Raw genomic sequence first — 20,612 nt, 5'->3', positions numbered from 1 at the left:
TAAAAGCATGTTTATTGCCCGTTATGAGGCCTCTATCTTCCTCAAGCACCGCTTTTCATATTTACACGGAAAACGGGCGAAAACCTTGAAATTCCATCCTTTGGAGAAAAAGAATTCTGTTCTGCCTAAAATTTTCGATAATCGTGACAAAAACGTGAAAATAGGAGAAATAGAGAGATTGAACATCAAGAAAGCGCTACCTGATATGAAAAGGGTTTTCTTTATGCATTATTTTGGCATCCTTGACGTTTTACAAGAATTCCTGCGCGAGAGTATGATTACATCTGTTTCAACCACAACCGAATAGTTGATCCGCTTAATTTCCGTCAAGGAAAGCGGGGGAACCAACAATCGGCAGCCGATGTGAGAGTCGGAGCCGGTTATGGGGTGAATCCTGTATGGATGCGTCAAATGTGCATCTGTACGGGTAGGGCGACTCTCACCGCCCGAATCCGACAGCTAACCTCGTAAGCGTATGTAGAGAGGATGAGTGCAATGTGACCGTTAGCGAGCCACAGAGGTAATCCTTTGTGGTTTTTTGCTGTGCTTTTATAAGCAAAACGCTTGTAAGGCAGCGTCTGGTGACGTGACACAGCCACAGATGGCTGTGCCCGAAAATGACGATAGGTCATGATCCTTTCGGAGATTTTCGTTGCCTCCTTGTTGTTGTACTAGAGCAGGAGGAGATAAGAGATATGGCGGATCAGATAGAATATGTGCTGGTATGCGCACCGACAAAAGCCGGAGAGCATTTTATCAAGATTTTAAAATTTAGAGGCATCCCGGTAGCAGGGTTGACGAACAATCAGGAGGAGAAGGAGCGTTTAGAGGAACTGGGAGTTGAGAACACTATTCTTGTAGATACCCGTCACCAGAAAACGTGGTTTCGTCCATCTTTTCCAGTAAGCCGTGTCTATCTGTTCGAGAGCAGCTTTACGCTGTGCTGCCGTTACATCCAGATGTGCCGGGCCTGGACCACACAGCCCATCTTTGTCATCACATCCTCCTTGAATCCCAGATTGGTCTATAAAAGACTGGGTGCAAGTTATGTCATCTATTCCCATAGCGGGGATGCCGTTTTTTTGGCGGATAAATCATCCCGTGATCAGGGATAAACAAAGGGGCTGGAAACAATGCTGGACCTGTATATGATTGCTGCGCTGGCCGTTACGTACGGCTTATTCTATGGATTTGTACAATGGTGTTCGGGTGTAGTCCGGGATGCAGGGGGGCATGAGCGGTGATTGTGATTATTGCTGTGACTGTGCTGCTGTTCATCTATCTGGTCTATGCGCTGATTCACCCGGAGAAATTTTAGCTACATCTAACGCGAGGAATGGGAACAGAAATAGAAGTCTTGCTAAGGAGGGACATTCATGGGCACTCTGCAAATGGTCGTAGTTATCTTAATCCTGCTGCTTCTGGTGAAGCCAGTGGGCACCTATGTGTATCATGTATTTTCGGGTGAGCCGAATCGCACAGACCGATGGTTTGGTCGTACAGAGAATGGCATCTACCGCCTGATAGGGCTGAAGCAGCGTGAAGGGATGTCCTGGAAGAAATACGCGCTAAGCTTCATTTTAACGAATATCGTGCTGGTAGCCTTTAGTTATATCATTCTGCGAGTGCAGCGGGGACTGCCGCTTAATCCAAATGGGATTTCTGATATGGAGCAGACGCTCACGTTCAACACGGTAATCAGTTTTATGACAAATACGAATCTTCAGCATTACAGCGGAGAGACTGGTTTGTCCTATTTCTCGCAAATGGCTGTGATTACGATGATGATGTTCACCTCTGCTGCCAGCGGCTTCTCCGTGGCGATAGCGTTTGTCAGAGGAATCACCGGGCGGGAATCGTTGGGGAACTTTTTTGAAGACTTTGTAAAAGCACATGTGCGGATTTTTCTGCCGCTGGCATTATTGGTAACGCTGATTCTGGTGGGCCTGCATGTGCCGCAGACACTGAAGCCTACGCTTGACGTCACAACACTTGAGGGCCAGACGCAACACATTGCGATAGGGCCTGTGGCTTCACTGGAATCGATCAAACATCTCGGAACAAACGGTGGCGGGTTCTTCGGGGCCAACTCGGCGCATCCGTTCGAGAATCCAAGTCCGCTTACGAATGTGCTGGAGATTCTTTCGATGTGGATGCTGCCCGCAGCGCTTCCGTACACGTACGGCATGTTTGCCAAGAACAAACGCCAGGGCTGGGTGATTTTCACCGCGATGATGACGCTCTTCGTGCTGCTGCTGGGGCTGAACTATTATGCGGAAACCCGTGGGAATCCGGCGATCAATGCCTTGGGCATCGAATCCTCACAGGGCAGCATGGAAGGCAAAGAAGTTCGCTTCGGGATTCCACAGTCCTCCCTGTTCACAACGGTAACAACCGCGGCGACCACAGGCAGTGTTAACAATATGCATGACACGCTGACACCACTGGGTGAGATTACGCCGCTGGCGCTTATGATGCTGAACAATGTGTTTGGCGGTAAGGGTGTAGGGCTGATTAATATGCTGATGTATGCGATTATGGGTGTTTTCCTGTGCGGACTCATGGTCGGCAGAACCCCGGAATTCCTTGGAAGGAAGATCGAAGCCAGGGAGATGAAGCTGATCGCCATTGCGATCCTGATTCACCCGCTCATTATCCTGGTACCGACCGCGGGGGCCTTCCTGACAGAGCTCGGCAAAGGTTCAATTACCAATCCGGGCTTTCACGGGATGACTCAAGTGTTATATGAATATGTCTCCTCGGCCGCCAATAACGGCTCCGGCTTTGAGGGACTGGCGGATAATACCTCCTTCTGGAATATAACGACCGGGATCGTCATGCTGCTGGGCCGATACGTCTCCGTTATCGCTATGCTGGCGGTTGCCGGGTCCTTGCTCCGCAAGAACACTGTGCCGGAGACTACTGGAACCTTCCGTACAGACAACGGCTTGTTCACTGGTATTCTGATCGGTACTGTTCTAATCATCGGTGCGCTGACCTTTTTGCCAGTCATTGTGCTGGGGCCGGTTGCCGAGTACTTGACCTTGCGGTAAGCAGTGGCTGTTCATGGCAAGCTTTGCTTAAGCAAAGCTTAGAAAGAGAGGGCGAACAAGATGAGTACTGCGAAAAGAAAAAAGCTGCTGACCGGACCGATACTCCTCAGCGCTGTGAAAGATAGTTTTGTGAAGCTGAATCCGGTGACTCTGCTGAAAAATCCGGTAATGTTCGTAGTCGAGATTGGTACCATCATCGTTCTGCTTATGGTGCTGGCACCCGGATACTTTCATGCCGAGCAGTCGATAGGTTTTAACATTACGGTATTCTGCATTTTGCTCTTTACCGTTCTGTTCGCTAATTTCGCCGAAGCGCTTGCCGAGGGTCGCGGGAAGGCCCAGGCCGATTCGCTGAAGAAGACCAAACAGGATATTACAGCTAATAAACTGGTCGGAACGGCAATAAAGACCGTTTCTTCCTCTGAGCTGCGTAAAGGTGATATCGTGGTCGTCAGCCAAGGGGAACTGATCCCGGGTGACGGTGAGGTGATTGAGGGATTGGCTTCAGTGGATGAATCGGCCATTACCGGCGAGTCGGCACCGGTTATCAAGGAAGCAGGCGGCGATTTTGGCTCCGTTACCGGGGGCACCCGGGTTGTCAGTGATGAGATCAAGGTACGGATTACGAGTGATCCCGGCGAATCATTCCTGGACCGTATGATCTCCCTTGTAGAAGGGGCCAAACGTCAGAAAACGCCGAACGAGATTGCGCTGAACACTCTCTTAATCAGTCTGACGATTATCTTTCTAATCGTTGTTGTTACCTTGCGGCCGATTGCCGGCTACTTGGGCATTGCGCTCGATATTCCGGTCATGATTGCCCTGCTGGTCTGTCTGATCCCGACAACCATCGGCGGGCTGCTCTCGGCGATCGGTATTGCGGGTATGGACCGGGTCACCCAGTTCAACGTGCTGGCTATGTCAGGGAAAGCAGTTGAGGCTGCCGGGGATATCAATACGATGATTCTGGATAAAACCGGAACTATTACCTTCGGGAACCGGATGGCAAGTGAATTTGTGCCTGTGGGTCAAGAGACCGAATCGGATCTAACGGCGTGGGCTGCGATCAGTTCCCTGAAGGATGAGACACCTGAGGGGCGGTCCGTGATTGAACTCGCCAAGAAGCTGGAACGCAGCTATGACAGCAGCCACGGGGACGGCGGTGAATTTGTGGAATTCAAGGCAGAGACCCGGATGAGTGGTATCGACCTTCGTGACGGACGCAGTGTGCGCAAGGGAGCCGTTGATTCCGTGAAAAAATGGGTATTGTCGAAGGGTGGGCAGATTCCGGGTGATCTGGACAGCCGCTCCGATGACATAGCCCGGCTGGGGGGTACTCCCCTTGCGGTTGCCGTAGACAACCGCATCTATGGACTCATCTACCTGAAGGACACTGTTAAGCCCGGCATGAAGGAACGGTTCGAAGAGCTACGGCAGATGGGGATTAAGACAATTATGTGTACTGGCGATAATCCGCTGACCGCTGCCACCATTGCCCGTGAAGCCGGCGTGGATGATTTTATTGCCGAGAGCACACCGGAGGACAAGATTGAGGTGATTCGCCGTGAACAGGCACAAGGAAAATTGGTGGCTATGACTGGTGATGGAACAAATGATGCGCCCGCACTGGCTCAGGCAGACGTCGGGCTGGCGATGAACAGCGGTACCACAGCAGCCAAGGAAGCGGCCAATATGGTTGATCTGGACTCCGATCCTTCCAAAATCATTGAGGTGGTCGCGATTGGGAAGCAATTGCTGATGACACGCGGGGCGTTGACGACGTTCAGTATCGCGAACGATATCGCCAAGTATTTTGCCATTATTCCGGCCATGTTTACCCTGGCAATCCCGGAGATGGAGGTCCTTAATGTTATGGGACTTGGCTCGCCAAGCTCGGCCATTATCTCTGCACTGATCTTCAATGCGATCATCATTCCGCTGTTGATTCCTCTTGCTATGCGGGGGGTGTCGTACAAACCAATGAGCTCGTCCCGACTACTCGGCCGCAACCTGTTTATCTACGGCTTCGGTGGCGTGGTTGTACCGTTCGTAGGTATTAAGCTGATTGATATGGTTGTAAGTATATGGATCTGACGGCTGATTAAATCAGGAAAAGGGTGAGGATGTCATGAAAAACTCTAATTTCTTTATCATTGTACGGCTTGCTCTGGTATTCATTGTTCTATGCGGGGTAGTTTATCCGCTGGCTACGACAGCTATTGCCCAGGTGCTCATGCCTTCTCAAGCTAACGGCAGTCTGATTAAAAATGAAGCTGGAGCTGTTGTTGGCTCGGAGCTGATCGGTCAGAACTTTACAGACCCGCGTCTGTTCCACAGCCGGGTGTCGAGCATCGAGTATAAAGCGGAGGCTTCCGGCTCGAACAACTACGGGCCCTCCAATCCGGATATGCTAAAGCGTACGAAGGATTTCATCGCACAGTGGCAGAAAGACAACCCCGATATCGCCCTGAACAAGCTGCCCGTGGATTTGGTCACCAACTCGGGATCAGGGCTTGATCCCCACATCTCCCCGGCTGCGGCGGCTGTGCAGATTCCGCGAATTAGCAAGCTGACGGGAATTCCGGCGGCGGAGCTGGAGCAGCTCGTAGCGGCGCATACACAAGGGCGTGATTTGGGATTGTTCGGCGAAGAACGTGTGAATGTGCTTGAGCTGAATTTGGATGTGCAGAAAGTGATGAAGCCATAGAGTGAAGTCAGAAGTCAGCATCCCTGCCCGAGGTCTGTAATTGGGTAGGGATGCCTGTGCTATGCAAGGGAGAGGATCTGCATGGGAACATTCCGGAGAAAAACACCGGAGGAGCTGCTGTTGTCCTTATATGAGCTGCATCGCGGCCGTCTGAAGATTTATATCGGCCCGGCAAGCGGGTCGGGCAAGACGTATCAGATGCTGCGCGAAGGGCAGATGCTTAAAGCGCAGGGGATTGATGTGGTGACCTGCGCGGTCTCCACCCATCAAAGCCCGGAGACGTTGGATCAGCTCCGCGATCTGGAGCGGATTCCCAGCATCCATTGGCACAAGAAGGGGATAGAAAAGAAAGATTTGGATGTAGAAGCCATCTTGCAGCGTAACCCGGAGGTTGTGCTCACGGACGGCGCGGCACACCGGAATCGGGAGGGAGCCGAGCGGGCAGGGCGGCTGGAGGATATCCAGTTCCTGCTGAGCCATGGCATCAGTGTCATCACTACAGTGAATGTCTATGAAGTGGAGGGAGCTGCAGAGCTGGTCCGGCAATGGACGGGGATGAAGGTGGAACATTTTGTTCCGGTGAATGTACTTGCTCTGGCCAATGAGCTGGTACTTGTGGATGTGACCCCAGAGAAGATTCTCCAGCGCTTGTCCGAGGGCCATCTGGGCGGAGAAGCCAGCACTCATCTGTTTAATAAGGGCAATCTGGGCAAGCTGCGGGAGCTGGCCCTCCGTCTTGTAGCTGAGGATGTGAATCACTCCTTGGAGAAGCATAGGGAGGAGCAGGGCCTTCAGGGCGGAGCCGGCATCGCTGAGAAAGTATTGGTTTCCGCACAGTACTACTGGAATGGCTCGATTCATATCCGCCGCGGGCAGCAGATTGCCAAGCGTCTGAATGCAGAACTGGAAGTGGTGTCGTTCTGGAAGGAGGGGCTTGCTATGCCCTCCAACGCAGCCACCTTTAAGCGTTCGTTATGGAAGCTGACCGATAAAATTGGTGCTTCCATCAAGGAGATTCCCTTCCGCTCGAGGAGAGAGATTCCTCTTCTTCTAGTGCAGTATGCGACAAAGAACAAGGTTACCCGAATCGTCATGGGCCACTCCAAACAAACAGCGTGGCAGGATTTTTGGGAAGGCTCGATCGCGAGCACGCTGTTGAAGCAGATCCGCAATGTGGATGTGTTCTTTGTGGCAGATCGTGCGGAAGTGGAGGGGCAGCGGGTGCTTCCGACCCGGCAGATCCGCAGCGGAGAACAGGAGGCGCATGCCTACCACAGATTGAGCAATCAGGAAGTGATGGAGAAAATCGAGGATTTTCGGCGCGGTACCTTCAAGGTGTACATTGGCGCGGCCCCGGGTGTAGGGAAGACCTACAAAATGCTGCGCGAGGGAAATGACCTTTTAAAGAGAGGAATCGATGTTGTTATCGGGCTGCTGGAAACCCATGGCCGTAAGGAAACGCTGGCACAAGTCGCCGATCTGGATACTGTCCCCCGTCTGCAGATGGATTACCGGGGAACGGTGCTGGAGGAAATGGACACGGAGGCGATCATCCGGCGTAACCCTGAGGTGGTGCTGGTTGATGAACTGGCGCATACCAATGTGCCGGGCAGCAAGCATAGAAAGCGTTATATGGATGTTCTGGAATTGCTGAATGCAGGGATTTCGGTCATTTCGACCGTAAATGTACAGCATCTGGAGAGCCTGAATGATTCTATTGAGCAAATCACGGGTGTCCGGGTAAGGGAGACAGTGCCCGATAGCATTCTTCAACAGGCCAGTGAAGTAGAGCTGATTGATGTGACGCCCGGAGCGCTGCAAGAGCGGATGAAGGAGGGCAAGATTTATGATATGGCCAAGGTGGATCAGGCGCTGGGGAATTTCTTCAAAATCGGCAACCTGATCGCCCTTCGTGAGCTGGCCCTGCGGGAGATTGCCGACGATGTTGATGAACGTCTGGAGGCTTGGGAGCGTGACGGATCGCTGCGGGGGCCTTGGCGGCGCAAGGAAGCTATTTATGTTTGTGTTACCCTGGGACATCAGGCCGAGCGGCTCATCCGCCGTGGCTTCCGAATTGCTTATAGGCTTAAGGCTTGCTGGTACGTTACGTATGTTCAGGAATTCAAGCAGGGGAGTGAGGTTCAGGAGGAGCGCATCCGTAAACTCAAGGAATTGACGGAAAGTCTCGGGGGTATTTTCAAAATAATACCGGGTACGGCGCGTGGCCGCGTGGCGGCTCTGCTGCTAGAGAGGTCGCAGGCTCTTCAAAGCACGCAGATCATTATCGGGCAATCGAGCCGTTCATGGTTTCGCAAATGGATGCGGGGTGATGTGACCAAGCAAATCCTGCGTTCCGCCCGGCATGTCGATGTTCTGGTTGCGGCCGATTACAGGCCCGAAACTTCGCCTCCGGTAAAATAAAAAGGGGATCTCTGCAGCCTGATGGCTTGAGAGATCCCCTTTTGTATAAAGTACATAATGCTTAATGTATTAAATTATTTAGCAGCTGATTCAATCAGCGATTTAAGTTCCTCGTGGTTGAACCCTTTGACTGCGTGTGTACCGGATACGGTCACTGGAATGCCCATGAAGCCCAATTTCTCAACTTCTTCTTGATAAGTAGCGCTGGTCATGATGTCTCTTACTTCAAAGGGAACGCCTTGTTCAGTAAGGAATTGCTTGACCAGGTTGCAGTCGCTGCAGCCCGATGTGGAATAGACAATCACTTGTTCGCTCATTGGTTTACAGCCTCTTTGATAGCGTCTTTAGTGATCTTCCAATGGGAGGTATTCCAGCGGACCTCGCTGTCTTCCAGAAGGAAGAGCTGTGGCGATTCATGTTTAATGCCGAAATCTTCAGCAATTTGATTGGAGACCGGGCGATCTTCAATGACATGAACGATGGCTGCTGTAGTGTCCGAGTCTTTAAGGAAGGCTTGGAACTCTTCATGCGCTTTGGCGCTGATCGGGCAGGTTGTGCTGTGTTTGAAGAGCAGCTTCTTGCCTGGCTGCCCAACATATTGTTGTAGATCATCCAGTGTATGCAGTTGTTGAATAGACAAATGGATCACCTTCCTGTACGTTTTTTTATTTAAATTTAAGGCATAATCAGGGCGATTGGCAACCTGTAATCATGATTGTAACATAGTTAAAAATTAAAGCAAAAAAATTATTATCCGTGTTTATAATGGCCGCTCCGGCGGTTGGTCCGGCAGGTATTGAAAAATCTATTTTCGCATGCTAAGGTGAGGGGGTTAATGAAATAATTACCATTCGACGGGAGTGACCAAAGCAATGAATAAGGTTGCTTGTATTACCGGTGCGGACCGGGGACTTGGGCTGTTTCTTACCCGCTGGCTGCTGGAGAATCAGTATCAGGTATTTGCCGGTCAATACTTGGAAGATTCTGATTTTCTGAAAGCGCTTAAGGATCAATACCCGAATCAATTGGATCTGGTTCCGCTTGATATTGGGGACAGTGACAGCGTCAAGAGAGCTGCAAGAATGATTGCCAGCAGAACAAGGCATGTCGATATCATCATTAATAATGCAGGGATTATTCAATCCTCCGATTATGCTTCGATACTGGTGGATATGGACATTGAAGCGATGCAGCGTATTTATAATGTCAATACACTTGGATCGCTAAGAGTCAGTAATGCACTGATGGGACTGCTGCTTCAGAGCGAGCAGAAGTTAATTGTCAACATCTCGTCGGAGGCTGGCAGTGTTGGCCGCAACAAGCGCACTAACATGTATGGTTACTGTATGTCCAAGTCGGCGCTCAATATGCAGTCCTCCCTGCTGCACAATCATCTGAAGGAGCTGGGCGGACAGGTGATGATCTTCCATCCAGGCTGGCTCCAGACCTACATGGGTGGGAAGATCGATGAGAATGCGACTACAACGCCAGAAGAATCGGCCTACAAAATTATGGCGCTGGTACAGAATCATAAGCAGTATTTGAGCGAAGAGCCTGCGTATCTGGATCTGGATGGCCAACCTTGGCCTTGGTAGGCTGTAGTGAAGAGGTAAATATTCTAACTTAAGGATGTGTACAAATGACTACAATAAAAGCACTAGCCCTGGGCAGCTACTCCAATGTAAAGTATCACCCGTTCAAGGATGTAGATCGTGAATTTGAAGATATCTTCAGAGGTGAGGTGGAGGTGCATTGCACCGAGGACCTAGATTCTCTGAATCCCGAGACGCTGGCTGGCTATGAACTCATCATTTCTTATACCGAATTTTCAGATCAGCCGCTTTCTCCACAGCAAACCGCGGCTCTGATTTCTTTTGTCGCCGGAGGAGGCGGACTCCTTGTTGTACATAACGGAATCTCCATGCAGCGTACGCAGGAGCTTGGCACGGTGCTGGGCGGATATTTCACCCACCATCCAGAATATACGACGCTCCAAATCGAATTCCCGCAGCCGGAGCATCCGATTGTGCAGGGCATCGAGGCATTCGCTATTGACGATGAGCCGTATTATTTTGAAATGCAGCCGCATTTCAAGACAACGGTGCTGGCGCAGTATCTCCATGAAGGAGCTACGAGAGAAGCGGCTTGGTGTCATGGATTCGGTCAAGGGCGCGTGGTCTATCTCATGCCTGGACATCATCTGCCATCCTTCTCGGTAGAGCCGTTCCGCCAATTGATTCTGCGGAGCGGATTATGGGCTGCGGCCCGGCTATAGTCATCATACGGTTATAAGATAGTATGACCCTGGAAAGAGTCCAGCTGTGGAATCCCCGCAGACTGGACTCTTTTTGTATGTGTGCATGAATAATCCTGCTTTGGTGAAAATATGGCTACAGCTCTTAAGCAGGAGGCGGTAATGATGTGGAGCGTGATCACGGGGTGGTTCCCCGGCTGGAGCGTCATGTTCCAGGGACTTATTCTTCTGATTGTCCCCATAGTTATCACACTGACAGTGGATTGGATCAGAACATTTGAGGGGAAAGTCAGCAAACGGGGCCAGAAAGCTAAAGCCGCCTTAAACAAGGATGGTGGAGCAACTTCTTTAAAAGGCACAAAAGGTGCAGAAGGTACGAAGTCGAACAAAACTACATTCATTGCAGGAAAAGATGACAGTGGTGGATCTGGAAATAATGATGAACAAGAGAATCCAGAACAATCCTATACAGGCAATGTTGACAAGGACCTTCGGTTATTCAAGGAGATCAGCAGCGATATGGCGGATGTGAATATCAGAGAGCTACGTATCGGAGCTCTACAGATCAAGGCCGTGCTGCTGTTCGTGGATGGCTTGACGGACAAGGACAGCATGGACCGCAACATCCTGAGGCCATTGATGAATGCGGTTCTACCCTTTGAAGGGATGACCGAGGCACCAGAAGCGGAGGAACTGAAACGGATTATTGTTGAGCGAATCATCCATGTCTCGGAGATTGAGTACACTATTGATCCGGTAAAATCACTGAAAAAGGTACTGTTCGGTTCTGCTGTGCTGATGGTGGACGGCATGAAGGAATTGTTCGTGCTGGGCACGCCCAAAGGCAGAACAAGAGGCGGGGAAGAGCCGGTATCTGAAGCGCTACTGCGCGGTTCGCGTATTGGCTTTAATGAGACGCTCAGTGATAATACGGCCATGCTGAGAAGGCATGGGCAGAACACGGAACTGGCAATGATTTCTTTTACCGTAGGCAAAAGAGTGGAGAAGGAGCTTGTTCTCACCTATATCCGGGATATAGCCAATGAGGCACTGGTGGAGGAGATCAAACGCAGGCTGCTCACGATAGATATTGATGATGTACAAGAGTCCGGTTTTGTAGAGCAACTGATCGAGGATGACTTTCTTAGTCCCTTTCAACAGATTCAGAATACCGAACGACCTGACCGTGTAATGGCTGCCATGCTGGAGGGAAGAGCTGCGATCTTGCTGGATGGGACCCCATTTGCCTTGATTATGCCGGTGACGTTCGGGATGCTGCTGCAATCGCCCGAAGATTATTTTGACCGCTGGATGGCAGGGTCTCTGCTACGGACATTGCGGTTCTTCGCGGCATTAGTCTCTTTGTTTGCCCCGGCTTTGTATATATCCTTTCTTTCTTTTCATCCCGGTCTAATTCCGACCAAGCTGGTGATATCTATCATCAGTTCCCGTCAGGGCGTCCCCTTTCCCTCGTTAATTGAGGCGCTGATTATGGAGGTATCCATTGAAATCCTAAGGGAGGCGGGTCTGCGGCTGCCCAAGCCGATTGGCCCGGCAATGGGGATCGTCGGCGGTCTGATCATCGGTCAGGCTGCGGTAGAGGCGGGAATTGTCAGCCCTATTCTCGTAATCGTCGTTGCAGTTACAGCCATCTCTTCCTTCGCCATGCCGATGTACAGTGCGGGTATCACTCTGCGGCTGCTGCGTTTCGTGGCGATGTTCTTCGCAGCGGTGTTCGGGATGTACGGTGTTATCATGTTCTTTCTGCTACTGAGCAGTCATTTAATCAGGCTGAAGAGCTTTGGGGTACCTTATTTGGGGTTGATGGTGCCCTCTCATCTAAGGGACTGGAAGGATTTTATTATCAGGCTGCCTCTGCATCTGCTTAAGCGCCGCCCTGCGCTATTGAAGCCGAAAGACCCGATCCGGAAAGGCTAAGCAAGCTTAATCAAAGCAACGGAGGTGAAAGGCTTAAATATGGAAACGAGGGACCGGATAACAACGACCGAGTTAATCATTATTGTGGTGAACTATGTACTTGCAGCAGGTGTGTTTACCCTTCCTCGGACCACTGTTGAGCGGGCAGGAACCCCTGATGTCTGGATTTCTGTAATCCTTGGAGGGCTACTCTCCATGATTACAGGACTGATCATTGCCAGACTCAGCCAGCGCTTCCCTGGGCAGACCATTTATCAATACAGTGGGAAGATTATCGGTCGTCCGCTGGCAATCCTGCTGGGAGTGGTGCTCATTGGTTACTTTGTGTGTATTGGCAGCTATGAGATGCGTAATGTGCAGGAAGTGACTGTCTTTATTCTGCTGGAAGGAACACCTGGTTGGGCTATTGCCGGTATCTTCATGTGGGTCGCCCTTTATCTATGCAGGGGAGGGATCAATGCGATCTCTCGCATGTGCCGGTTGATGATTCCCATTACCTGGACCGTGTTCTTTGGCGTGAGTCTGCTCAGTCTGCAGGTCTTCGATATCAACAATTTGCGCCCTGTACTGGGGCAGGGCATGAGTCCGGTTTGGCGGTCTATTAAGCCAACGGCCCTGACCTTTACCTCTGGGGAAGCCCTACTCTTTCTGGTTGCTTTTATGGATAAGCCGAAAAAGACGATGAAGGTAGTTGTTTCTGCTACACTAATCGCTATGGTTTTTTACATTGTGGCAGTTGTACTTTGTATCGGAGCCTTTTCTGTAGATGGTGTGGTTACCCGGACATGGCCTTTCATTGACCTTATTCGCAGCTTTGAAGTGAACTATCTGGTGTTCGAGCGTTTCGAATCCTTATGGCTGACCATCTGGATTATGCAGATTTTTTGCACCTTCTGCATTGCCTTCTATGGAGCAGCACTCGGGTTGTCACAATTGACGAAGATCCCTCTGAACCACTGTTTATTTGCCCTGCTTCCCGTTATATATATCGTGACAGAAATTCCTCGTAGTCTGAATGGGCTATTTGCCTTTGGTGCAGGGATTGGCAACTGGTCATTCTTTCTGTTCGGGGTGCTGCCGCTGCCGCTATTAATCATTGCACGTCTTAGGGGGGCACGCTCATGAAGCATTTGTTGAAGCAAGGCAGTAGTCTGAGTCTGCTGATCGTTGCTTGTCTGCTGCTCTCTTCCTGTTGGAGTAGCTCGCCGATTGAGGATGTTAACCTGGAAGCGGGAGTCGCTCTGGATGTCGCGGAAGAAACGGAGACTGAGCAGGATCTTGCGCAGAAAGGCGGAGAATACCCGAAGCGAAATAAAGTTTCCTGTACCTATCAATTTCTCATTCCTCAAGGTGCTATCGGTTCCAAGAAGGAGGGAGCCCAGTCCAAAAACTACTATAATGCTACGCAGACTGGCGATTCTATCTTTGAGGCAGTACGTGAGCTCTCTCTGCGATCCAATCGCCTTCCCATCGGCCATCATTTGAAGACCATTGTCATTGGAGAAGAGCTTGCACGGACAACGAAGCTCTCCGAACTCATTGAATTCTTCAGCAGAGATAACGATATTCGGCCAAGTGTGCTGCTGTTCATCAGTAAAGGCAAGGCGCGAGAGGTCTTTCGCGATTCGCTCCCGGGTCAGACCCCTGCTTTTGTGCTGAATGGAACCTTCAATAACCGGAGGAGGATCACAAGGATATGGGAGCCTGTATCGATGGCGAAGGTGGTAGGTCCGCTGCACGGTCATACCACCTTTGCCCTGCAAAATGTGGTTGTATCGGGCAAGGAAACCAAGTTTTCGGGAGTAGCGGTTATCAAGGGGTCTACCGGAAAGCTCGGCGGTTTCCTGGACGAAGCGGAACTGGATGGATTGGTCTGGCTAACAGGAAAAGGGGAGGGCGGTTCCGTCAAAACCTACAGTTCTGACAATAACAAGCTCGTCACGTATGAGATTACAGGGATGGACAGCAAGATCAAGGCCAGCGTAAATGGAGACAAGATCTCCTTCCACGTCCTCATAGAATCGAAAGGCAGAATTGCCGAGGCTTACTTTGCCGGCGGAGAGAGGCTGGTGGGTGGAACCATACGGAAGGCGAGAGAGACACTGGAGAAGAAGGTGCAGGATATGGTCAAGACCACTGTGCGCAAAATGCAGCATGAACTCCAGGCAGATGTTGCCGGATTCGGTAAGAGTCTGCAGATTCAGCATCCGTCCGTATGGAACAAAGTGAAGACGAACTGGGATACGGTCTTCAGTAGTGTGCCGATTACTTATGAGGTAAAGCTGAATATTGAAGATTATGGGGCCTCAAGCACAACATCGGATTAGGAGGTCTCTTTTCAAAAAAAATAGATTGACCCTCACACTGATGTGAGGGTTTATACTATGTGTAGACCATTTCTCATGAACCCGGGGAGAATGCCATGAAAATAGGTGAGCTTGCACGCCAGACGGGCGTTAGTGTCCGTTCATTACGTTATTATGAAAGTCAGGGCTTAATTGCACCGGTCCGTCAGGCCAACGGTTATCGGGAATATTCGCCGCTTGCTATAGAGACTGTGGAGAGCATCAAATTGTATTTGAATCTTGGATTATCCACGGAGGAGATTGCCGGTTTCCTGAATTGTGTACTGAAGAACAAAGAGTCCTTCTGTGCGGAAGTGATGCCGGTGTACCAAAGTAAACTGGAAGAGATTGAAAAGCAGATCCTGCAATTGAACCAGATCAAGCTGAATCTGGAGCAGCGGATATCTTCGATTTTAGAAGAACAGCACGATCAGGATATCCTTATAGATAAGGAATATGGGAGGGATTAAGCATGGCTATTCTCGATGTAGAGCAAGCTGATAGTCTGCGGTTAAAATTGAGCGGTGAGGGCATAGTGCTGGTAGATTACGGAGCGCCTTGGTGCCCTCCTTGCAAGGTTTTGCTGCCATTGCTGGAGGAACTGGACGGAGAGTATGGGGGAGAGGTAACCATCGCCAAGGTCAATTGTGATCATCTGCCGGAGCTGGCTTCGGAAGCTAGCGTGATGGGGCTGCCGACAGTGATTGTCTACAAGGACGGTCAGCCGATGGAAAAGCTGGTCGGCCTTCAGCCGAAAGTTGTCTACCAAGGCGTGTTGAACAAATATAGCGGTGCGAAAGCAAATCATTAAACTAAGTTAGAGGCGTGAAGGGCAGGATGATAGTCTGTCTTTCACGCCTTTTTTGAAATCCTGGTAATACGTTTATTTGCTGTTATCCCTGGCAGGCAGCACACGATTATGCTGCAATGCCTCCAGCACCTCTGCCTGCAGTTCAGCCGTGAAAGCCTCCCAAGTTTTTTTACCAACATCAAGTTTTTTTCGGCCAATCTTATTCAAGGTCTGTAACCAGATCCGCTTATCGTTGATCTCCCCCAGCTGTGCCTGAACGTCTTTATAGATGCCCTCATCGGCCTGAAACTTCGGGTCCAGTGTAAAAGCTGCCGCTCCGGCTGTATACCGCAGTTCCTTAGCAGCAATCCGCAGCTTGTGGAGTGTCTCGAAAGCCTTTTCTGATGGAGAAGACAGGTCTTTGAAAAGGCCTTTACAGGCTTGTTTCCTCTGCTCAAAAGCTACCTCCAGCTCACGCATCACCACATTGGCATCTCTTCTTGCGACCATGCTCTCTAATTGCGTGCTCAGGAAAACCGCCCATCGCTCGTCCAGGGCAGAATTGGCCAGCTTCGGCAGATCCTGCGCCAGTTGCTCACGGTACTTTTTCCGCGTGTGTTTTTGATGCTTGATGACAGCTGTTAGTAGTTTGACCGTCTTGGGCTTGCCATCGGCCTTGGCCTGCTGTCTTCTTTCCTTGAACGACTGGATTAGCACATCGGCATCCCGGACCTTACCTAGCCGTTTCTGGGCTTTTTTGAATATAGGGTACAGGCCAGAAGAATGCTCCGGATCAAGTATGGCTAACAGAGTCAGCAGCTTGCGACAGTTCACTCTGGCCTGATGGATATCCTCGTCATCAAATTTGCGGAGCGCTTCCTTGCTATAATCTTGAAAGTTGAAATACAGCAGATTCAGTGCGTGCTCCCATTGCTCTGTTTGGCTTGCCGGCCTGCCCTTACGAGCCTGTTCGGCTGTCATGCGGCACCACTCCTGAAGGTTATTAGTTGTTTGATATAGTATTACCCAAAAGTCAACATAATTAGATTCCTAAGGTTGAGTCAGATTCAAGGATTATGTGATTTAAACTCGATGGCTAAGAATAGCGTGATTGAAGGCTCTTTTCAAGCTTCGCGAGGGCAGGCAGATGGGTTACAATGAGATTATGATTACGGCAGAATATAGCATATAACTGCGCTCGGGGGTTATTCATGAACAGGATACCATTGAATGAGAAAACTGAAGGGGAAGGAAGCACGCTTCCGCCGGTTATGGGGCTGTTTGAGCATTTGCTCGAAGAAGAAAATAACGGAGAGGGCCGGTATCCGGTCTCCGCGCTAAGTGGCGATTTGTTGCTCCCGTTCGCCTTTGAAGAGATGTTATGCCGGGATGTGGGCGCGGGCCTGATTCTCCCCTCTTTGCATCTCTGGACCCATCCGGGCGGGGTAGCCCTGGGGCTGCGGGACAGCAAGCTGCCTGGGGCTGCCAGGACAATGGACAAGCTGGAGAGCCGTGGCATCCGCACGGCTGTCCGGCATTCTGGCGGCGCGGCTGTACCATTGGACGCCGGAATTGTGAACGTGTCCCTGATCCTGCCCAAGAGTCACGGCAAGCAGGACTTTCATGACGATTTCCGGCTACTGGCGGCAATAATTACGGAAGCCGTAGCCGTAAGTCATCCTGAGGCAGCGACACAGATTGTGGCGAAGGAGGTCGTAGGCTCCTATTGTCCGGGAGATTTCGACCTCTCCATTGGCGGCCGCAAATTCTGCGGGATTGCCCAGCGCAGACAAAGTCAGGCCTACTTCGTGCATGCCTTTGTCGTAGTCTCCGGCTCGGGACAGGAGCGAGGCGAACTAATTCGCAGCTTCTATGAGGACGCAGCCGCAGGGGAGCACGGATTGTCTTATCCGCAGGTGCGCCCGGAGACCATCGCCGGGCTGGGCGAGCTGGGCGGACCAACGACCACCGCGGCTTTCTGTAGCGGGATCAGAGAGGCCTTGGCTCGCAGGGCGACAGAGCTAATCCCTTCCGGCAGGCTAGAGCGGGAGACGGGATATAAGCTGGAATACAGCGACCAGCGTGTTAAAGATGCCGCACAAATGCTGCGGGGACGTTATTCTCAGTTGTAGATATGATAAATTACAGAGTACACAGGAAGGGCGTTACGGAGAACTGGTTAGAAACCAGTGATCGTAACGCCCTTCCTGTATGTATGCAATATGGGTTGCTTTAGAATTTAGACGTATAGATCAGGCCGTCTGTCCGAGAATACCGGGATCTGCGCCCGTACCTCACGTACCTTCTGCCAGTCAATCACACCGCTGACGATCTCCTCACCTTCAGCAGCTTCGCAGACGACTTCACCCCAAGGATCAATGATCATGGAATGTCCTGCAAAGGTATTCGCCGGATCACTTCCGGCCCGGTTGCAGGCAACGACGTAACATTGGTTCTCGATTGCGCGGCTGATCAGCAGCGCTCGCCAGTGGGACAGGCGCGGCAACGGCCATTCGGCGCTGATGAAGAGTATCTCGGCGCCTTGCACGGTGTGGGCGCGAATCCATTCGGGGAAGCGAATATCGTAGCAGATTAGTCCGGCACAGGATGCTCCGTCCAAGGTGAACAAGCCCTTGGCTTCCCCCGGCTGAAGATAGAGATGCTCATCCATCAGCCGGAACAGATGGAGTTTGCTGTATTCCCCCGCCAGCTCTCCCTGACGGTTAAAAATGAACATACTATTGGTTACACTGCCGCCGGGATGTCTGTTAGCCACAGAACCCGCCACAATATTAATGCTGTATTGCTTGGCAAGTGCGGATATGAATGCCTTGGTAATGCGTCCCTCCGGATCGGCGATTTCTCCAAGCCGGGTCAGGTCATATCCTGTCGTCCATAGCTCGGGGAGAATCAGGCAGTCAGGCCTGTCCGCCGCAGCCTCCCGGATTTTACGTTCTGCCGCAGCATAATTAGCCTCTGGATTACCAAATGCTATATCGAGTTGAATAAGGGCTATCTTCATTCACAGATCCTCCTCCTTAGTTCAAGACTATAGAATTCCCTGTCGATAAAAGCAACCCTATTTTTGGTGTGTGATCTTATTAGTTGACAGGTCAATGAATTATGAGTAATATAATTAGCGTCTGATTGATTGTGCACAATTCAATGGAATGGGGAGGTATATTTTGCCTGAACAATACCCCGAGGAAGAGCAGATTTTCGAGCTGCTGCAAAGCCTCAGCAAAGCTATTAGTCCAAAGTTTGAGCGGTTGGTGAACATTAGTCCGACCCGGCTTCGCCTTCTTCATGAGCTGTACGATGGCGATGAGATTAGCCAGTCTTTCCTGCAAAAGGAAGTGGATATAGATGGGGCCGCTGTTACCCGCCACCTGAAAGGGCTGGAGGAGTGCGGCATGATTACTAGGCGCAACAATCCTGAAGATAACAGGGTTACCCTGGTGTCCCTCACAGAGGCAGGACGGGGGAGAATTGCCTCGTTATGCGAAGAAAAGAAGAATTTTATCAGTAACTTATTCAGCAGCATCACACCGGAGGAGCGAACCGCACTTATCGATATGCTGACCCGGATGCAGCAGAATATTAAGCAACTGTAGATCACATCCTATATCAATCAAAGGAGATTCATCACATGAACAATACACAACTTAACGATTTCAAAGCCATTATCACTGGCCGCCGCTCTATTCGCAAGTATGATCCTTCGGTCAAAATCAGCAAGGAAGAGATGACGCAAATTTTGACCGAAGCGACGCTTGCACCATCCTCAGTCAATTTGCAGCCTTGGCGTTTTCTTGTCATTGAGAGTGAAGAAGGCAAAGCCACTCTGGCACCTCTGGCTAAATTCAACCAATCCCAGGTAGAGACTTCGGCAGCTGTGATTGCCGTCTTTGGGGATTTGAATAACTTTGATTACGCGGAGGAGATTTTCAGCGCTGCCGTGGAGCGTGGCTTCATGCCAGCAGAAGTAAAAGAAAGACAAATGGGTGTCCTGAGTAACTATTTCCCAACGCTGCCGCGTGAAGTTAAAAAAGATACCGTGCTGATTGATGGCGGACTCGTGTCCATGCAATTGATGCTGGTGGCACATGCACATGGCTATGACACCAATCCTATCGGTGGTTATGAGAAAGACAAAATTGCTGAAGCTTTCGGACTTGATAAAGAACGTTATGTTCCAGTTATGCTGATCTCTATCGGTAAAGCTGCGGATGCAGGTTATGCTTCGGTTCGTCTGCCTATTGAAAAAGTTGCCCAGTGGAAATAAGAAGGAGCTGACAGAAGATGATTATTATTCATGCTGTTTTTCATGTGAAGCCGGAGCGCCGCGAGCAGTTCCTGACAGAGGTTAAGCCTCTGATTGCCTCTTCACAGACAGAAGAAGGCAACCTCGCCTACGAGTTGTACGAGCAGTCCGGACAGGACAATGTATTCATCATGGTGGAAACCTGGCGCGATGCCGAGGCCGTAGCAGCCCATAATGCCAGCAGTCATTTCACAGGATTTGCCGGTCAGGCTGGCGAATTCCTGTCCGCACCGCTGGATGTTAAGGTCTACAACGCGGAGCAGGTCAGATAAAAGGATTACGAATCAAGGGATGTCCTATGCTGCCATGGCGGGGACATCCCTTTTTTATACCAAGAATCCCCTTCGTTCCAAGGCTCATGTATAATAATGTTGAATACTTATACGGATGGAGATTATGCAATGAGAATAACAGTGGCCCGGAACGGGCTCAGGAAGAATGAAATTTTCTTCACTTCAGCATACGGAGAAGGCCGGGGGATTTGGCATGGTGCACATGCAACACCGCTGGAAGAGATCGACGTGGAGTTCGAGCTGACCCAGCTCTTCATGCGATGGATGGATATCGTTCCTGCCGACAAGGGGGAGTCCGGGATTGCCATGGATGGGGACAGGGTTGTCTTTACCGGTGTTCTGGAGGATATCGACGAGGACGGAACGGGCTATCTGCGGCTTGGTGAGAGTGTACTCATGTTCGAGAGTCTGGGCGAACCGATGGCCTTGGGGATCTTTGTTAGTATTTCAGTGAAAGAACCGGGCATTTATCCGATTGTTGTTTAGC

23 protein-coding genes and 1 riboswitch are annotated in these 20,612 nt (G+C 50.7%); of the genes, 19 read left to right on the top strand and 4 right to left on the bottom strand.

Going from position 1 to position 20,612, the window contains the following annotated elements; genetic code table 11:
- Positions 1–7 precede the first annotated feature (7 nt).
- The 7 genes from ACFVU8_RS24085 (at position 8) to ACFVU8_RS24055 (ending at position 8,181) form a co-directional block, all read left to right on the top strand.
- Positions 8–307: a hypothetical protein gene (locus ACFVU8_RS24085; RefSeq protein ID WP_387430662.1), complete on the top strand. Its 300-nt coding sequence runs from the start codon at positions 8–10 to the stop codon at positions 305–307.
- Positions 304–490, top strand: a riboswitch (cyclic di-AMP (ydaO/yuaA leader). It overlaps the preceding gene by 4 nt.
- Before the next feature lie 205 nt (positions 491–695).
- A complete protein-coding gene (locus ACFVU8_RS24080; RefSeq protein WP_379468513.1) occupies positions 696–1,115 on the top strand; it encodes a hypothetical protein in 420 nt (139 codons plus the stop codon).
- A 125-nt stretch (positions 1,116–1,240) separates the two neighbouring features.
- Positions 1,241–1,318, top strand: coding sequence for a K(+)-transporting ATPase subunit F (gene kdpF / locus ACFVU8_RS24075; protein WP_387430879.1), 78 nt, complete (start codon positions 1,241–1,243; stop codon positions 1,316–1,318).
- Between the two features lie 58 nt (positions 1,319–1,376).
- Positions 1,377–3,053 carry a potassium-transporting ATPase subunit KdpA gene (kdpA, locus tag ACFVU8_RS24070; RefSeq protein ID WP_387430660.1) on the top strand — a complete coding sequence of 559 codons (1,677 nt, stop codon included), beginning with the start codon at positions 1,377–1,379 and terminating at the stop codon, positions 3,051–3,053.
- A 60-nt stretch (positions 3,054–3,113) separates the two neighbouring features.
- Positions 3,114–5,147 (top strand): potassium-transporting ATPase subunit KdpB, encoded by a 2,034-nt coding sequence (kdpB, locus tag ACFVU8_RS24065; RefSeq protein WP_387430658.1) that lies wholly within the window; start codon positions 3,114–3,116, stop codon positions 5,145–5,147.
- A gap of 34 nt (positions 5,148–5,181) precedes the next feature.
- The gene (gene kdpC, locus ACFVU8_RS24060; RefSeq protein WP_387430656.1) at positions 5,182–5,760 is read left to right on the top strand and encodes a potassium-transporting ATPase subunit KdpC; all 579 of its coding nucleotides are present in this window, start codon (positions 5,182–5,184) and stop codon (positions 5,758–5,760) included.
- Positions 5,761–5,841: 81 nt separating this feature from the next.
- Positions 5,842–8,181 carry a histidine kinase gene (locus ACFVU8_RS24055; RefSeq protein ID WP_387430654.1) on the top strand — a complete coding sequence of 780 codons (2,340 nt, stop codon included), beginning with the start codon at positions 5,842–5,844 and terminating at the stop codon, positions 8,179–8,181.
- A 74-nt stretch (positions 8,182–8,255) separates the two neighbouring features.
- Here the strand turns inward: ACFVU8_RS24055 and ACFVU8_RS24050 are convergent, their stop codons facing one another.
- Together ACFVU8_RS24050 and ytxJ are read right to left on the bottom strand one after the other, a co-directional pair.
- Positions 8,256–8,498 carry a glutaredoxin family protein gene (locus ACFVU8_RS24050; protein WP_175372202.1) on the bottom strand — a complete coding sequence of 81 codons (243 nt, stop codon included), beginning with the start codon at positions 8,496–8,498 and terminating at the stop codon, positions 8,256–8,258.
- Positions 8,495–8,821 carry a bacillithiol system redox-active protein YtxJ gene (ytxJ, locus tag ACFVU8_RS24045; protein WP_175372201.1) on the bottom strand — a complete coding sequence of 109 codons (327 nt, stop codon included), beginning with the start codon at positions 8,819–8,821 and terminating at the stop codon, positions 8,495–8,497. Before ytxJ ends, ACFVU8_RS24050 begins: the two co-directional genes overlap by 4 nt.
- Before the next feature lie 232 nt (positions 8,822–9,053).
- Between ytxJ and ACFVU8_RS24040 the strand changes: the two genes are divergently transcribed.
- From ACFVU8_RS24040 to ACFVU8_RS24010, 7 genes are all read left to right on the top strand, one after another.
- Positions 9,054–9,776, top strand: coding sequence for an SDR family NAD(P)-dependent oxidoreductase (locus ACFVU8_RS24040; protein WP_387430652.1), 723 nt, complete (start codon positions 9,054–9,056; stop codon positions 9,774–9,776).
- Positions 9,777–9,820: 44 nt separating this feature from the next.
- Positions 9,821–10,456 carry a ThuA domain-containing protein gene (locus ACFVU8_RS24035; RefSeq protein WP_387430650.1) on the top strand — a complete coding sequence of 212 codons (636 nt, stop codon included), beginning with the start codon at positions 9,821–9,823 and terminating at the stop codon, positions 10,454–10,456.
- A gap of 144 nt (positions 10,457–10,600) precedes the next feature.
- Positions 10,601–12,373 (top strand): spore germination protein, encoded by a 1,773-nt coding sequence (locus tag ACFVU8_RS24030; RefSeq protein ID WP_387430876.1) that lies wholly within the window; start codon positions 10,601–10,603, stop codon positions 12,371–12,373.
- A gap of 39 nt (positions 12,374–12,412) precedes the next feature.
- A complete protein-coding gene (locus ACFVU8_RS24025) occupies positions 12,413–13,498 on the top strand; it encodes a GerAB/ArcD/ProY family transporter (protein WP_175372199.1) in 1,086 nt (361 codons plus the stop codon).
- Positions 13,495–14,700, top strand: coding sequence for a Ger(x)C family spore germination protein (locus ACFVU8_RS24020; protein ID WP_387430648.1), 1,206 nt, complete (start codon positions 13,495–13,497; stop codon positions 14,698–14,700). Before ACFVU8_RS24025 ends, ACFVU8_RS24020 begins: the two co-directional genes overlap by 4 nt.
- A 95-nt stretch (positions 14,701–14,795) precedes the next feature.
- Positions 14,796–15,188: a MerR family transcriptional regulator gene (locus ACFVU8_RS24015; protein WP_387430646.1), complete on the top strand. Its 393-nt coding sequence runs from the start codon at positions 14,796–14,798 to the stop codon at positions 15,186–15,188.
- Positions 15,189–15,190: 2 nt separating this feature from the next.
- On the top strand, positions 15,191–15,529 hold the full coding sequence (locus ACFVU8_RS24010; RefSeq protein WP_387430644.1) for a thioredoxin family protein: 339 nt from the start codon (positions 15,191–15,193) through the stop codon (positions 15,527–15,529).
- 72 nt (positions 15,530–15,601) lie between these two features.
- Here the strand turns inward: ACFVU8_RS24010 and ACFVU8_RS24005 are convergent, their stop codons facing one another.
- The gene (locus ACFVU8_RS24005; RefSeq protein ID WP_387430642.1) at positions 15,602–16,489 is read right to left on the bottom strand and encodes a CHAD domain-containing protein; all 888 of its coding nucleotides are present in this window, start codon (positions 16,487–16,489) and stop codon (positions 15,602–15,604) included.
- A 230-nt stretch (positions 16,490–16,719) separates the two neighbouring features.
- Between ACFVU8_RS24005 and ACFVU8_RS24000 the strand changes: the two genes are divergently transcribed.
- Positions 16,720–17,640: a lipoate--protein ligase family protein gene (locus ACFVU8_RS24000; protein WP_387430640.1), complete on the top strand. Its 921-nt coding sequence runs from the start codon at positions 16,720–16,722 to the stop codon at positions 17,638–17,640.
- A gap of 107 nt (positions 17,641–17,747) precedes the next feature.
- Here the strand turns inward: ACFVU8_RS24000 and ACFVU8_RS23995 are convergent, their stop codons facing one another.
- Positions 17,748–18,530: a carbon-nitrogen family hydrolase gene (locus tag ACFVU8_RS23995; protein ID WP_387430638.1), complete on the bottom strand. Its 783-nt coding sequence runs from the start codon at positions 18,528–18,530 to the stop codon at positions 17,748–17,750.
- A gap of 148 nt (positions 18,531–18,678) precedes the next feature.
- Here ACFVU8_RS23995 and ACFVU8_RS23990 point away from each other — a divergent pair, with 148 nt between their 5' ends.
- From ACFVU8_RS23990 to ACFVU8_RS23975, 4 genes are all read left to right on the top strand, one after another.
- Positions 18,679–19,122, top strand: a complete 444-nt coding sequence (locus tag ACFVU8_RS23990; RefSeq protein WP_175372192.1) for a MarR family winged helix-turn-helix transcriptional regulator — start codon at positions 18,679–18,681, stop codon at positions 19,120–19,122.
- 35 nt (positions 19,123–19,157) lie between these two features.
- Positions 19,158–19,793 carry a nitroreductase family protein gene (locus ACFVU8_RS23985; protein WP_379468482.1) on the top strand — a complete coding sequence of 212 codons (636 nt, stop codon included), beginning with the start codon at positions 19,158–19,160 and terminating at the stop codon, positions 19,791–19,793.
- A 17-nt stretch (positions 19,794–19,810) separates the two neighbouring features.
- Entirely contained in the window at positions 19,811–20,104 is a 294-nt protein-coding gene (locus ACFVU8_RS23980; protein ID WP_379468480.1) for a putative quinol monooxygenase, read from the top strand.
- 129 nt (positions 20,105–20,233) lie between these two features.
- Positions 20,234–20,611: a hypothetical protein gene (locus ACFVU8_RS23975; RefSeq protein ID WP_387430636.1), complete on the top strand. Its 378-nt coding sequence runs from the start codon at positions 20,234–20,236 to the stop codon at positions 20,609–20,611.
- Position 20,612 lies beyond the last annotated feature (1 nt).

This window comes from Paenibacillus sp. NPDC058177, assembly GCF_042883835.1.
GTDB lineage: Bacteria > Bacillota > Bacilli > Paenibacillales > Paenibacillaceae > Paenibacillus_AQ > Paenibacillus_AQ agri.
This window is presented reverse-complemented; position numbering and strand designations above follow the sequence as displayed.

Coding starts and splice junctions, on each gene's coding strand:
- ACFVU8_RS24085 (WP_387430662.1), top strand. CDS start 8: ATGTTTATTGCCCGTTATGAGGCCTCTATCTTCCTCAAGCACCGCTTT.
- ACFVU8_RS24080 (WP_379468513.1), top strand. CDS start 696: ATGGCGGATCAGATAGAATATGTGCTGGTATGCGCACCGACAAAAGCC.
- kdpA (WP_387430660.1), top strand. CDS start 1,377: ATGGGCACTCTGCAAATGGTCGTAGTTATCTTAATCCTGCTGCTTCTG.
- kdpB (WP_387430658.1), top strand. CDS start 3,114: ATGAGTACTGCGAAAAGAAAAAAGCTGCTGACCGGACCGATACTCCTC.
- kdpC (WP_387430656.1), top strand. CDS start 5,182: ATGAAAAACTCTAATTTCTTTATCATTGTACGGCTTGCTCTGGTATTC.
- ACFVU8_RS24055 (WP_387430654.1), top strand. CDS start 5,842: ATGGGAACATTCCGGAGAAAAACACCGGAGGAGCTGCTGTTGTCCTTA.
- ACFVU8_RS24050 (WP_175372202.1), bottom strand. CDS start 8,498: ATGAGCGAACAAGTGATTGTCTATTCCACATCGGGCTGCAGCGACTGC.
- ACFVU8_RS24040 (WP_387430652.1), top strand. CDS start 9,054: ATGAATAAGGTTGCTTGTATTACCGGTGCGGACCGGGGACTTGGGCTG.
- ACFVU8_RS24035 (WP_387430650.1), top strand. CDS start 9,821: ATGACTACAATAAAAGCACTAGCCCTGGGCAGCTACTCCAATGTAAAG.
- ACFVU8_RS24030 (WP_387430876.1), top strand. CDS start 10,601: ATGTGGAGCGTGATCACGGGGTGGTTCCCCGGCTGGAGCGTCATGTTC.
- ACFVU8_RS24025 (WP_175372199.1), top strand. CDS start 12,413: ATGGAAACGAGGGACCGGATAACAACGACCGAGTTAATCATTATTGTG.
- ACFVU8_RS24020 (WP_387430648.1), top strand. CDS start 13,495: ATGAAGCATTTGTTGAAGCAAGGCAGTAGTCTGAGTCTGCTGATCGTT.
- ACFVU8_RS24015 (WP_387430646.1), top strand. CDS start 14,796: ATGAAAATAGGTGAGCTTGCACGCCAGACGGGCGTTAGTGTCCGTTCA.
- ACFVU8_RS24010 (WP_387430644.1), top strand. CDS start 15,191: ATGGCTATTCTCGATGTAGAGCAAGCTGATAGTCTGCGGTTAAAATTG.
- ACFVU8_RS24005 (WP_387430642.1), bottom strand. CDS start 16,489: ATGACAGCCGAACAGGCTCGTAAGGGCAGGCCGGCAAGCCAAACAGAG.
- ACFVU8_RS24000 (WP_387430640.1), top strand. CDS start 16,720: ATGAACAGGATACCATTGAATGAGAAAACTGAAGGGGAAGGAAGCACG.
- ACFVU8_RS23995 (WP_387430638.1), bottom strand. CDS start 18,530: ATGAAGATAGCCCTTATTCAACTCGATATAGCATTTGGTAATCCAGAG.
- ACFVU8_RS23990 (WP_175372192.1), top strand. CDS start 18,679: ATGGGGAGGTATATTTTGCCTGAACAATACCCCGAGGAAGAGCAGATT.
- ACFVU8_RS23985 (WP_379468482.1), top strand. CDS start 19,158: ATGAACAATACACAACTTAACGATTTCAAAGCCATTATCACTGGCCGC.
- ACFVU8_RS23980 (WP_379468480.1), top strand. CDS start 19,811: ATGATTATTATTCATGCTGTTTTTCATGTGAAGCCGGAGCGCCGCGAG.
- ACFVU8_RS23975 (WP_387430636.1), top strand. CDS start 20,234: ATGAGAATAACAGTGGCCCGGAACGGGCTCAGGAAGAATGAAATTTTC.